The organism is Pseudomonas sp. R4-34-07, assembly GCF_003852375.1.
Taxonomy (GTDB): Bacteria; Pseudomonadota; Gammaproteobacteria; order Pseudomonadales; family Pseudomonadaceae; genus Aquipseudomonas.
Map to the genome: position 1 here is coordinate 992,951 of NZ_CP027760.1, position 12,085 is coordinate 1,005,035.

The following is a 12,085-nucleotide window of genomic DNA, read 5'->3' on the forward strand; positions in this document are numbered from 1 at the left end:
CATTTAGTTAGAGCAGCGGTTCGTCAGGCTTCTTGTGCTTCCAACCATCATTGCCCGGCAGCAGCAGGTTCAAGCCAATCGCTACCACCGCGCACAGGGCGATGCCCTTGAGGCTGAAATCGTCCGGGCCGGTGCCGGTACCCACCAGTACACCGCCAATCCCGAACACCAGCGTCACCGACACAATCACCAGATTGCGCGCTTCACCCAGGTCGATCCTGTGGCGAATCAGCGTATTCATCCCCACCGCCGCAATCGAGCCGAACAGCAGGCACAGAATTCCGCCCATCACCGGTACCGGAATGCTCTGCAACAGCGCGCCGAACTTGCCGATGAACGCCAGGCTGATGGCGAACACCGCGGCCCAGGTCATGATTTTCGGGTTGTAGTTCTTGGTCAGCATCACCGCGCCCGTCACTTCGGCGTAGGTGGTATTGGGCGGGCCGCCAAACAGGCCGGCGGCCGTGGTGGCAATCCCGTCACCCAGCAATGTGCGGTGCAGGCCGGGCTTCTTCAGGTAGTCGCGACCGGTCACGCTGCCGACCGCTATCACGCCACCAATATGTTCGATCGCAGGGGCCAGGGCCACCGGCACGATAAACAGGATCGCCTGCCAGTTGAACTCCGGCGCGGTGAAGTGGGGCAGGGCGAACCACGGCGCGGCGGCGATCTTCGCCGTGTCGACCACGCCGAAGTAGAACGACATGGCAAACCCCACCAGCACGCCGGAGATGATCGGCACCAGGCGGAAAATGCCCTTGCCGAACACCGCCACGATCAAGGTGGTCAGCAGTGCGGGCATCGAGATCAGCATGGCCGTCTGGTAGTGGATCAGCTCGGCGCCGTCGCCGGACTTGCCCATCGCCATATTTGCGGCGATCGGCGCCATGGCCAGGCCGATGGAAATGATCACCGGGCCGATCACTACCGGCGGCAGCAGTCGGTCGATGAAACCGGTGCCTTTGACCTTCACGGCAAGGCCCAGGAAGGTATAGACGAAACCCGCCGCCATCACTCCGCCCATGGTCGCTGCCAGGCCGAATTGGCCCTTGGCGAGAATGATCGGGGTGATGAATGCAAAGCTCGAGGCCAGGAACACCGGCACCTGCCGCCCGGTCACCACCTGGAACAGCAACGTGCCTAAGCCTGCGGTGAACAGTGCGACGTTTGGATCAAGGCCTGTGATCAGCGGCATCAACACCAGCGCGCCAAATGCTACGAAGAGCATTTGTGCGCCAGACAGGATCTGGCGCCAAAGCGGGTCGTTGAAATCATCCTGCATGCTCACGCGTCCTTCTGCTTGGTGCCGAAGATCTTGTCACCGGCATCGCCCAGGCCTGGGATGATGTAGCCGTGTTCATTCAGGCGCTCGTCGATGGAGGCGGTGTAGATCTGTACGTCAGGGTGCGCTTTTTCGACGGCGGCGATGCCTTCGGGCGCGGCGACCAGCACCATGGCGCGGATGTCCTTGCAGCCGGCTCTTTTCAACAGGTCGATGGTGGCGACCATGGAACTGCCGGTGGCGAGCATCGGGTCGATGATCATGGCCAGGCGTTCGTTGATTTCCGGGACGAGTTTTTCCAGGTACGTGTGGGCCTGCAATGTTTCTTCGTTGCGGGCCACGCCGACGGCGCTGACCTTGGCGCCCGGGATCAGGCTGAGCACGCCTTCGAGCATGCCGATACCGGCGCGCAGGATCGGTACCACGGTAATTTTCTTACCGGCGATTTTCTCGACCTGTACGGGACCGGCCCAACCGGGGATCTCGTAGGTTTCCAAGGGTAAATCCTTGGTAGCTTCGTAAGTGAGCAGCGCTCCAACTTCCTGAGCAAGCTCACGGAAATTCTTCGTGCTGATGTCGGCACGGCGCATAAGGCCGAGTTTGTGTCGGATCAGCGGGTGGCGGATCTCGCGAGTGGGCATGGGAAAGGCTCCGGCGGCGGGCAAAAAAACCGGCCTAGATTAATCTATCCGAGGGTGTTGTCCTATAGACATCAAGTACGTTAGTCCATAAAGGCTTGATTGGAGCGCAGTAGAAGCGTAACTTCGCCCGCTTTTCTTGCCACAGCACCCCTTGGAGAGCGCCATGTCCGCTGATCTCGAGCATATCCGTCAAATCATGCACGAGGCTGACTGCCTGTACACCGAAGCGCAAGTCGAAGCAGCGATCGCCAAGGTCGGCGCGCACATCACCCGCGAAATGGCTGACACCAACCCGGTTGTGTTCTGCGTGATGAACGGTGGCCTGATCTTCGCCGGCAAATTGCTCACTCACCTGCAATTCCCGCTGGAAGCCTCTTATCTGCACGCTACCCGCTATCGCAACGAAACCAGTGGCGGCGATCTGTTCTGGAAGGCCAAGCCGGAAGTTTCGTTTATCGACCGTGACGTGCTGATCATCGATGACATCCTCGACGAAGGGCACACCCTGGGCGCGATCATCGACTTCTGCAAGCATGCCGGCGCGCGCAAAGTACACACCGCCGTGCTGATCGACAAAGACCACGACCGCAAGGCGCGCCCTGAGCTCAAAGCCGATTTTGTCGGGCTGCCGTGCATCGACCGCTATATCTTCGGTTATGGCATGGACTACAAGGGCTACTGGCGCAACGCCAATGGCATCTACGCGGTTAAAGGAATGTAATCGATGGCCCGCTTTCTTGATCAGACGTTATTTGCAGAGTTGGCCGAGAAAGCGGGCGCCAGCCCCCGTGGCCGGCACCATCACAATTTCCACCAGATGGAAGAGCCGTGTCATCGGCTCGCCGTGGCCCTGCAGCCGAGTACCTATGTACCGCCGCATCGGCACTTGAGCGCGGACAAGGCGGAAACCTTGCTGGTGCTCCAGGGGCGACTGGGCCTGCTGATATTCAGCGACACCGGTGAGGTCATCACCAAGCGCGTGATGCAGGCAGGGGGCGAGTGCGCGGGCGTCGACCTGCCGCCGGGCGTGTTCCACGGCCTGGTCGTGCTGGAGCCTGATACGGTGATGTTCGAGTGCAAGGCCGGGCCCTATCGACCGGTGGGTGAGGGTGAGTTGGCCGATTGGGCGCCCCGCGAGGGCGATGCCGGTGTGGCTGACTACCAACGCTGGATGCTCGCCCAGTTCGATTGAGCTGCAGTGCTGCTGTAGCCAAAACACCGGCTCTTCAGCGCTTTCGAAGCCTGTGCACCACAGGTAGACTTCAACCCCCGTATCAATGTCTGCAGGCTGGAGTCGGTAATGCGTAAAGATAAAAAACAGGTGATCGGTGACGAGATCGGCGACGACCAGATCAAATTGTTCCTGAACTTCGAGCCGGTCGATGCGACGTCCCCGTCCCTGCACAAACTGATCAAGGCCTATCGCGGCCTGCGTATCGACGACTTCGAGCGCTTCCTGGGCTTCTTCAAGGAGGCCGGTCTGGACCTGGATGGCAAGGATGAGCATGGCCAGACCTTTGTCGACCTGATCAAGGACCAGCGCAACGCCGCCGAGTACATCGAGCTGATCGACAAAGCCCGCAGCTGATTTATCCGAGCAAAAAAAAACGCCCCGACCTCATAAGAGTCCGGGGCGTTTCGCTTTTAACGGTAGGAGCGAGCTTGCTCGCGAAGAACCTGAGAGCGCCGCGTCAAACCAGATGCGCTGCGTTATCGTTATCGTTTTTCGCGAGCGAGCTCGCACCTCCATCTACCAGCTCCAGGCTGATGTTGTTTTGCGTATTGATCTTGCGATACAGCTCGGCATCCGTCTCCAGCACTTTCTCGCGCGCCGGGAAAATCTCGTGCAGCTTGGTCGCCCATTCGCCCTTGGCTTTCTCCGGGAAGCAGCGCTCGATCAGGTCAAGCATGATCGACACCGTCACCGAAGCGCCCGGCGAGGCGCCCAGCAGCGCCGCCAGCGAACCATCCTTGGCCGCCACCAGCTCGGTGCCGAATTGCAGCACGCCGCCTTTCTTCGGGTCTTTCTTGATGATCTGTACCCGCTGGCCGGCCACTTCCAGGCGCCAGTCTTCGGCTTTCGCCTCGGGGTAGAAGCGGCGCAGGGATTCCAGGCGCTGCTCCATGGACTGGCGCACTTCGCTGACCAGGTACTTGGTCAGGTCCATGTTGTCGCGTGCCACGGCGAGCATCGGACCGATGTTGCCTGCACGAATCGACATCGGCAGGTCCAGGAACGAGCCGTGCTTGAGGAATTTGGTGGTGAACCCGGCGTATGGCCCGAACAGCAGGGACTTCTTGCCATCCACCACGCGGGTATCCAGGTGCGGTACGGACATCGGTGGCGAGCCCACGGCGGCCTGGCTATAGACCTTGGCCTGATGCTGTCTGACCACTTCTGGGTTGTCGCAACGCAGCCACTGGCCGCTGACCGGGAAACCGCCGAAGCCTTTGCTTTCTTCGATGCCCGACGCCTGCAGCAGCGGCAACGCCGCACCGCCGGCGCCGAGGAAGACGAACTTGGCATCCACGTCGCGGCTGTTGCCGCTGTTGACGTCCTTGATGCTGACGGTCCAGCCGGCACCATTGCGCTTGAGGCCGGTGACGCGCTTGCAGTACTTGACCTGGGCGTCCGCCGAACTGGTCAGGTGGCTGAGCAGTTGGTTGGTCAGGGCGCCGAAGTTGACGTCAGTACCGTTCATCACGCGGGTCGCGGCGATTTTTTCGTCCAGCGGGCGGCCCGGCATCATCAGCGGCATCCACTCGGCCATCTCGCTGCGGTCTTCGGTGTAGCGCATGTCCGAAAACGCATGGTGCTGGCTGAGGGTTTCAAAACGCTTCTTGAGGAAGGCAACGCCGTTTTCGCCCTGCACGAAACTCAGGTGCGGGACCGGGCTGATGAAGGATTTGGACGAGCCAAAGGTGCCTTTTTTGGTCAGGTACGCCCAGAACTGTTTCGACACCTCGAACTGGGTGTTGATGTGCACGGCTTTCTTGATGTCGATGGAGCCATCGGCGGCCTGCGGCGTGTAGTTCAGCTCACACAGCCCGGCGTGGCCGGTACCGGCGTTGTTCCACGGGTTGGAACTCTCCGCGGCACCCGAATCCATCAGCTCAACGACTTCCAGCTTGAGGCCGGGGTCGAGCTCCTTGAGCAGTACGGCCAGGGTGGCACTCATGATGCCGGCCCCTACCAGAACTACGTCGACTGCTTCGTTATGCGCCATTTAACGCGTCTCCAAAATCTGCAGCACCAAATTGACGGCATGGCTGCCAGGAGTGACGGGGCGGTTCACGTGTTGCCCCAGGTTACCCATGGCCAGGATCGCCATGTCCGTTTCGCAATTCTTTGCAACTTCAGCGCACGCTTCCTGCCCGGCTAATCTGCCTATGAACGCATTCATGTGCGCCTGTGGCAATTCGACTTATGGTCAAAGCGTGCGATTCGTGCAACCAATCCGTAGTGGACAGGCTCAAGCTCCGGTTGTTGAGGAGTACTCGGTCCTGTGTTGGGCTGTTCCAGACGCTGATGGTGCTTGTACAAACGCCAAACTATTCATTTGCTCGCCACACTCTTGTGAAGTTGTGAAAACCCGTTTTTTCACGCTCTTTTGAAGACGTGAACCTCAAAAAAGGGCTGCCCAGCCTGGCACCTGGCCCGTGAAACGGGCAACAAACTCAAGTGGCCGAGCGCAATGGCAGCTCTGGCAGATTCGATAAAGACGGGTGGTTTGCAAAGGAAACAGCAAGCACGCCAGCTTCACTCGATCTGTGTGGGCGGCTCTCTGTGGGCAATTGGGAGGTTAATGCCGAGGCAATAACGATGCTGCGGGGCCCGATCAGGAGACGTCCTTATAATCGGGGGGAGATTGTAGCGAAGAACGCCGGGGAAATGGGCGTGTTTTATGACTTTTATTAGTGCGCTGGTCAGGAGGCCAACGCTTGTCGTGAAGATGCGCGTACAAACTCAGGGCTGACCCGTGCACTGGCCGGCAGCGGGCGGTGCATCCAGCCCAGGTGTGTCTCTGCAACTTCCACCCAGCCTTCACCGACGGGCGGCAGGCTGCATTGCTTGAACGCCAGGCAATGGCCGTGGGCGTCGAGCAGGGCAAAGTGGCGGTGGCGGGCGTGTGACAGGAACAGTGACTTGAGAAGGCGCATGGCGATGTACCGGTTGCGTTACATGCTTGAAGGTTCTCAGTCTGCCATGACATTGGAATGACGCTTTTATGTGAAATTGTAATTTGCCCCATGCCTTCAGCTGCGGTTCAGGATTGCTGGTGAGTGACGCGCGTGCACCGTTATACTGGCGGCCTGTGTGCGCCTAGTCCTGGAGAAATGAGTATGTTGCAACGCCTGTTGTTCGGTTTGATCACTGTGACCAGTTTGGCTTTGGTTGGCTGCGCCAACAGCCCGCAACAACTCAGCCCGCAACCCAAAGTCACGGCGCAGTTGGCCCCGGTCGGTCACGGCCAGCCGGTGTCGGTGCGTGTGGTGGATGGCCGTCCGTCACCTACGCTGGGTTCGCGTGGCGGCCTGTATCCGGAGACCGCGCTGATTTCGGTGACCGGCGAGGACGTGCTGCCCAAGCTGCAGGCCCAGGCTGAAGCCGCTGTACGCTTGTTGGGCTTTACGCCGACCAACACGCCGGGTGCGCCGCAACTGACCGTCACTCTGGCCGAACTGAAATACCAGTCGCCCAAGGAAGGCCTGTATGTGACCGAAGCGTCCATCGGCGCAACCTTCAAGTCCGACGTCAGCGCCGGTACGCGTCGCTACAGCGGCCGCTACGCTGCATCCCTCAACCAGCGCTTCGGTATGTCACCGAACCAGGAAACCAACACCAAGCTGGTCAGCGATGTGCTCAGCGACGCCTTGACCCGACTGTTCAAGGACCCAAGCATCGGCCAGTTGCTCAGTTCGCAATAAGCTGTTCAAAAAAACCGGGCTCATCGCTGAGCCCGGTTTTTTTTCGCCTGGCGCTTTCACGCGGCCGTGTCGACATAAAAATCCAACATGCTCACGCCAGTGAGTAAATCCAGCTCCGGCAGGTCGGCATGCACCTGCCCGGCGAGGGCGCAATACACCAGCCAGTGGCGGTCCTGGACGTTGAACGCAAGGCCGCCGACCAATGCCTCCTGTTCATCGCTTGGGGCAATCAGATACAGCCGGTCCTGGTTTTGCGCATGCAGCATGACAAGCACCTCACGTCGAAGGGCATCAGAGTGGCTTGTTAAGGTGACGTTCAGGTGACGCTGTAAATTACTGGATACATTAGCCGTCAACGGGGAGGGAGCAGTAACGGCGCAGGAAGCCACTATCGTTCAGGTTTGTATCTGGACCGATACCCGAATACTGTTTCGCCGAGGTTTGCGATGGCGTTGTCCGCGCTGCTCATCAATGCTGTAGCCCTATTGATTGCCTGCTCGGGCGCCGTAGTGCTGTTCCTGACCCGTCTGCGCGCGCAACGTGCGATGGCCGACCTCGCCCTACGCAGCGAAGAGCGGGCCATCGACCAACCGATGCTGTTCCTGGATACGCGCACCGAACGGGCCTATCGCCAGGCTTACCGCGTCGGGTTCGCGGGCCTGGGGCTGGCGCTGGTGTTGTCCTGGCTCAGTACCCATTTGTAAGTACGCCGCCAAACAAATGTGGGAGGGGGCTTGCTCCCGATAGCGGTGGGTCAGTTGCAAATACCTGCACTGACACACCGTAATCGGGAGCAAGCCCCCTCCCACATTTTTTGACCTGTGTTTACAACGGGATCCCCGCCTTCACCCGATACTGATTACGCACCGGCATCGCATATTGCGTCACCAGGTACGGGCGGTGCTCGGATGGGCATTCGTGCAAGCGCCGCTCCCACTCTGCCTTCGCCTTGGCCAGCTCGTCGGCCGGGAATACGTCCGCAGCCTTGGGCACTTGCAGTTGTGGGTCGGCATCGTTCCATTGGGCATACGCTAGGTAGTGCACCGGGAACAGCCGATAACCGCCCAGAATCTGCCGGTCCATTTCGGCAGCCAGCACCTTGGTGTCTTCGAAGCGCTCGGTAATCGGCGGCGCGAAGTTCACGTGCACCCGGCCCTTGTAGCCGGTGATGCCCAGCGCAATGCTGACGTCATCCTCGCCCGGCGCCTTGCAGTAGGTGCCGGTGGTAGCGCGGATATACAGCTCGCGGGCCTTGGCGGCGTCGCACGGGTCGTACTCATAGCTGATCGACACCGGCGTCAGGTTCAGCGACTGGATGACTTCGGCGAACGGCTCGTCCTTGCGGCTGACGTGGAACATCTTGAGGATCGCCGATTCGGTGCGATCATCCCCATCCTTGGCCCGGCCTTCGGCCTGGGCGATCCAGATCGACTGGCAGTCGTTGCGGATCGAATGGTTGATGTAGGCCGACAGCAACTGGTAGGCCGCCATCTTTTCCTTTCGCCCGGTGATCGAGCGGTGCACGATGAAGCTCTTGTTCAAGCGCATCAGGTCGCTGACAAACGGCTTTTGCAGCAGGTTGTCGCCGATGGCGATGCGCGGCGTCGGCAGACCGGCATGGTAGACGGCGTAGTTGACGAAGGCCGGGTCCATCACGATATCGCGGTGGTTGGCCAGGAACAGGTAGGCGCTGCCGGATTTCAATTGCTCGACGCCGGTATAGGTGACGCCGTCAGTCGCGCGGTCGATGGTATGGTCGACGTAATACTCGACTTTATCCTGCAGCGTCGCCACGGTGGTGACACCGGCGAATTCACGACGCAGTTTGCGTGCGATCATCGGCTTGAGCAGCCAGCCCAGCGCACCAGCGAAGCGCGGGAAGCGGAAGTGGGTCAGGATGTCCAGAAAGGCCTTGTCACGGAACAGCCGGTCCAGCACCGCCGGGACTTCGCTGTCGTTGTAAGGTCGGATGGTATCGAATTCGCCCATCATGCTCTCTTGTTAGAAACGGCTAGGGTAAGTAGAGGAAACACCAGGGTGCGGTCCAGGTAATGGGCCTGGCCGAACATAGCCCTGTCAATAGACCGGCGATTATACGCACAAGTCACTCAGGAGACCGCGATGCTGGAAACTGCGCTGTACGATTGTCCTTATTGTGGTGAAACGGTCGAAACGACGGTGGACTTGTCCGGCGGTGATCAGGTTTACATCGAGGACTGTCAGGTGTGCTGCAGGCCGATCAGTTTCAACCTGCAGGTGCATGATGACGAGTGGATGCTCGAGACCCGCAGCGAGAACGAATAAACAACAGGTACCGCCATGCAGCGAATCTACGAACCGGAAAACCTCATGGAAGGCGAGCTGCTGCAACAGATGCTCGCCAGCGAAGGGATCGAGGCGCACCTGGTGGGGCGCCATTTGCTCGGTGGCACGGGTGAACTGCCGATCTTCGGTTTGCTGGGGCTGGAGGTCGACAATGATCAGGCCGCCTACGCCCGCGAACTCATCACCGCCTATAATGCCGCGCAACCCTTGCCCGGCGACGAACCCGACAGCTTCCCCGACGTATTGGTCTGTTAGGCTGTCGGTCGGTTTACCCAAGAGTCGTGTTGCCCCATGTGTGGACGTTATGCCCTGTTTCGCTGGACCCCCGCTTTTGCTGCCTTGCCGGGGTTCCCGGCCGACCAGCAGGCCCAGTGGAATATTTCCCCCAATGATTCGGTGCTGATCCAGCGCGCCCTCGACGGCCAGCTCACCCTGGCGCGCGCACGGTGGGGCCTGACGCCGCCCTGGCTCACTGACCTGTCCCGCACGCCGGCCCATGCCCGCGCCGAAACCCTGGCCGAGCAACCGATGTTTCGCGAAGCGTTTCGCCAACGCCGTTGCCTGCTGCCGGCCAACGGGTTTTACGAATGGCGCGGCACCCAGCGCAAACGCCCGTACTGGCTGACGCCGGGGGAGGGATCCACGTTGTTTTTTGCGGCGATCTGGGAAGCGTATCCGGTGCAGGAGCAGGTGTGGTTGAGTACGGCGGTGGTCACTCAGGCGGCGCAGGCTCAGCGCCGGCCATTGATCCTGGATGAAGCAGGGCAGGCCGCCTGGCTGGACCCCGCGACACCGCTGGCGGTGCTGCAAGGTCTTTTGGCCAGTGAGCCCGCCGCTTTGCGCGAGCGGGTCCTGGCCAATATGGTCAACGATCCCAAGCTCAATGGGCCGGAGTGCCTGACCCCGGCTTGAACCGTCGACATTCAGCGGTTAAATGTCTGATGTATCTGGCGCCGATACAAATGTACGCCTACGATACGCGCCATGTTTTCAGGGAGAGTGTTCATGAAGAAGTCATTGGCGGTAAGCGGGTTGGTGGCAGCGATGCTGCTGGCCGGGTGTCAGTCGGTCAATACCACCAGCGGCGGCGCGGTTGGGGTTGAGCGCAAGCAGTACATGTTCAGCATGCTGTCGAGCCAGGAAGTCGACCAGATGTACGCCCAGTCCTATCAGCAGACCCTGGGTGAGGCGAGCGGCAAAGGCGTGTTGGACAAGACCAGCGCCAACGCCAAGCGCGTGCAGGCCATTGCCAATCGCCTGATCGCCCAGGCGCCGACCTTCCGCCCGGATGCGGCGCAATGGAAGTGGGAAGTGAACCTGATCAAGAGCGATGAGATGAACGCCAACTGCGGGCCGGGTGGCAAGATCCTGGTGTACAGCGCGTTGATCGACAACCTCAAGCTCACCGATGATGAACTGGCCGCCGTGATGGGCCATGAAATCGCCCACGCCTTGCGTGAACACGGCCGCGAAGCCATGTCCAAGGCCTACGGCATCGAGATGGCCAAGCAGGGCGCCGGTGCATTGTTCGGCCTGGGCCAGGACAGCCTGGCGCTGGCCGATACCGTGGCTAACTATGGCATGACCTTGCCCAACAGCCGCAGCAATGAGAACGAAGCCGACCTGATCGGCCTGGAGCTGGCCGCCCGCGCCGGCTACAACCCGAACGCCGCCATCACGCTGTGGAACAAGATGGCCAAGGCCTCGGAAGGCGCGCCGCCGGAGTTCATGAGCACGCACCCGGCGTCCGACAGCCGTATTGCTTCGTTGCAGGCGGCGATTCCGAAGGTCATGCCGCTGTACCAACAGGCCAAGAAGTCCTAAGGCCTGATGGGATCAAAATGTGGGAGGGGGCTTGCCCTAATGCCAGTCAGTTAAGAAGTAGCAGGAGCGAGAAATAACTTGTGGCGAGGGAGCTTGCTCCCGCTGGGGCGCGAAGCGGCCGCAAACAAGGACTGCTGCGCAGTCCAGCGGGAGCAAGCTCCCTCGCCACAGGTTCGGTGTCGCCTTAACTGACTGGCATTAGGGCTTGCCCCCTCTCACATTGGATTGGGTTTGCAGATTTAGATCCACCCACTGCTTTGCATGGCCTTGTACACCGCCACGATTGCCAGTACGAAAAACGCCGTTGCCGCCAATCGACGAATCAACGTCAACGGCAGCTTCTCCGCCGCAAAATTCCCCGCCAGCACCACCGGTACGTTGGCAATCAGCATCCCCAGCGTAGTGCCGATAATCACCAGCCATAGTTCCGGGTATTGCGCGGCCAGCATCACCGTGGCGATCTGGGTCTTGTCGCCGATTTCCGCGATGAAGAACGCAATCAGCGTAGTCAGGAACGGCCCGAACTTGCGCGTGGTGCTGGCTTCATCATCGTCGAGTTTGTCCGGCACCAGCGTCCACAGCGCCGTGGCACAGAAGCTGGCCGCGAGAATCCAGTGCAGCACCGCATCGGAGAAGAAACTCCCGAACCAGGCGCCTACCGCACCGGCCGCCGCATGGTTGGCCAGGGTCGCGGCGACGATGCCGGCGATGATGGGCCAGGGCTTGCGAAAGCGAGCAGCGAGAATGAGCGCGAGCAGTTGCGTCTTGTCGCCGATTTCGGCCAGGGCAACGATTGCGGTAGGAACGAGCAGTGAATCCAGCATCAGGTAGGTTTCCAGGGGCGGGTCGACACGGCTATGACACGTACAGCCTTCCCGCCCCGGGTAAGGTGTGCGTGTCATAGGTCTTGTCAAACCCCGGTCCGTCTGTGCGGACTCCTGGGTCGCATACGCCATGGTCTGCTGACCAAGTATGTTGACGTATGCCGGACGAGCGTGGGGCTCAAAGGAGACTACTCCCCTAGGACGGAGCGGATTCTGCCTAGGCAAAACCCATTCGGCAAGCCTTCTTTTTCAAACGCCCG

General features: G+C 60.4%; 16 protein-coding genes and 1 riboswitch. Of the genes, 9 read left to right on the top strand and 7 right to left on the bottom strand.

Annotation, left to right across the window (positions count from 1 at the left end; all coding sequences use genetic code 11):
- Positions 1–7: 7 nt before the first annotated feature.
- Positions 8–1,282: a uracil-xanthine permease family protein gene (locus C4J85_RS04390; protein WP_124409062.1), complete on the bottom strand. Its 1,275-nt coding sequence runs from the start codon at positions 1,280–1,282 to the stop codon at positions 8–10.
- 2 nt (positions 1,283–1,284) lie between these two features.
- Entirely contained in the window at positions 1,285–1,923 is a 639-nt protein-coding gene (gene upp / locus C4J85_RS04395) for a uracil phosphoribosyltransferase (protein ID WP_124409063.1), read from the bottom strand.
- A gap of 163 nt (positions 1,924–2,086) precedes the next feature.
- Here upp and C4J85_RS04400 point away from each other — a divergent pair, with 163 nt between their 5' ends.
- The 3 genes from C4J85_RS04400 to C4J85_RS04410 all read left to right on the top strand — a co-directional run bounded on the left by C4J85_RS04400 (position 2,087) and on the right by C4J85_RS04410 (position 3,511).
- A complete protein-coding gene (locus C4J85_RS04400; protein ID WP_065885799.1) occupies positions 2,087–2,644 on the top strand; it encodes a hypoxanthine-guanine phosphoribosyltransferase in 558 nt (185 codons plus the stop codon).
- Positions 2,645–2,647: 3 nt separating this feature from the next.
- Positions 2,648–3,115, top strand: a complete 468-nt coding sequence (locus tag C4J85_RS04405; protein ID WP_124365850.1) for a WbuC family cupin fold metalloprotein — start codon at positions 2,648–2,650, stop codon at positions 3,113–3,115.
- Between the two features lie 108 nt (positions 3,116–3,223).
- Positions 3,224–3,511, top strand: a complete 288-nt coding sequence (locus C4J85_RS04410; protein WP_124365851.1) for a PA4642 family protein — start codon at positions 3,224–3,226, stop codon at positions 3,509–3,511.
- A gap of 103 nt (positions 3,512–3,614) precedes the next feature.
- On the opposite strand, the gene mqo is transcribed toward C4J85_RS04410, so the two are convergent.
- Together mqo and C4J85_RS04420 are read right to left on the bottom strand one after the other, a co-directional pair.
- Positions 3,615–5,150 carry a malate dehydrogenase (quinone) gene (gene mqo, locus C4J85_RS04415; protein ID WP_124406294.1) on the bottom strand — a complete coding sequence of 512 codons (1,536 nt, stop codon included), beginning with the start codon at positions 5,148–5,150 and terminating at the stop codon, positions 3,615–3,617.
- Between the two features lie 700 nt (positions 5,151–5,850).
- Positions 5,851–6,084, bottom strand: coding sequence for a hypothetical protein (locus tag C4J85_RS04420; RefSeq protein ID WP_124365853.1), 234 nt, complete (start codon positions 6,082–6,084; stop codon positions 5,851–5,853).
- Positions 6,085–6,267: 183 nt separating this feature from the next.
- Between C4J85_RS04420 and C4J85_RS04425 the strand changes: the two genes are divergently transcribed.
- Entirely contained in the window at positions 6,268–6,852 is a 585-nt protein-coding gene (locus C4J85_RS04425) for a YajG family lipoprotein (RefSeq protein ID WP_124361329.1), read from the top strand.
- Between the two features lie 56 nt (positions 6,853–6,908).
- Here C4J85_RS04425 and C4J85_RS04430 read toward each other — a convergent pair whose 3' ends face one another.
- The gene (locus tag C4J85_RS04430; RefSeq protein WP_124361330.1) at positions 6,909–7,118 is read right to left on the bottom strand and encodes a hypothetical protein; all 210 of its coding nucleotides are present in this window, start codon (positions 7,116–7,118) and stop codon (positions 6,909–6,911) included.
- A 180-nt stretch (positions 7,119–7,298) separates the two neighbouring features.
- Here C4J85_RS04430 and C4J85_RS04435 point away from each other — a divergent pair, with 180 nt between their 5' ends.
- Positions 7,299–7,556, top strand: a complete 258-nt coding sequence (locus tag C4J85_RS04435; protein ID WP_124365855.1) for a hypothetical protein — start codon at positions 7,299–7,301, stop codon at positions 7,554–7,556.
- Between the two features lie 121 nt (positions 7,557–7,677).
- Here C4J85_RS04435 and C4J85_RS04440 read toward each other — a convergent pair whose 3' ends face one another.
- Complete coding sequence (locus C4J85_RS04440) at positions 7,678–8,841, bottom strand: 1-acyl-sn-glycerol-3-phosphate acyltransferase (protein ID WP_177412739.1); 1,164 nt, start codon at positions 8,839–8,841, stop codon at positions 7,678–7,680.
- 132 nt (positions 8,842–8,973) lie between these two features.
- Between C4J85_RS04440 and C4J85_RS04445 the strand changes: the two genes are divergently transcribed.
- The 4 genes from C4J85_RS04445 (at position 8,974) to C4J85_RS04460 (ending at position 11,001) form a co-directional block, all read left to right on the top strand.
- On the top strand, positions 8,974–9,156 hold the full coding sequence (locus C4J85_RS04445; RefSeq protein WP_124361333.1) for a CPXCG motif-containing cysteine-rich protein: 183 nt from the start codon (positions 8,974–8,976) through the stop codon (positions 9,154–9,156).
- Positions 9,157–9,171: 15 nt separating this feature from the next.
- Positions 9,172–9,432, top strand: a complete 261-nt coding sequence (locus C4J85_RS04450) for a putative signal transducing protein (protein WP_124361334.1) — start codon at positions 9,172–9,174, stop codon at positions 9,430–9,432.
- Between the two features lie 36 nt (positions 9,433–9,468).
- A complete protein-coding gene (locus tag C4J85_RS04455; protein ID WP_124365858.1) occupies positions 9,469–10,089 on the top strand; it encodes an SOS response-associated peptidase in 621 nt (206 codons plus the stop codon).
- A 93-nt stretch (positions 10,090–10,182) separates the two neighbouring features.
- Complete coding sequence (locus tag C4J85_RS04460; protein ID WP_124361336.1) at positions 10,183–11,001, top strand: M48 family metallopeptidase; 819 nt, start codon at positions 10,183–10,185, stop codon at positions 10,999–11,001.
- Between the two features lie 239 nt (positions 11,002–11,240).
- Here C4J85_RS04460 and C4J85_RS04470 read toward each other — a convergent pair whose 3' ends face one another.
- Entirely contained in the window at positions 11,241–11,825 is a 585-nt protein-coding gene (locus tag C4J85_RS04470) for a TMEM165/GDT1 family protein (RefSeq protein WP_124361337.1), read from the bottom strand.
- Positions 11,826–11,914: 89 nt separating this feature from the next.
- Positions 11,915–12,034, bottom strand: a riboswitch (yybP-ykoY riboswitch).
- Between the last annotated feature and the right edge of the window lie 51 nt (positions 12,035–12,085).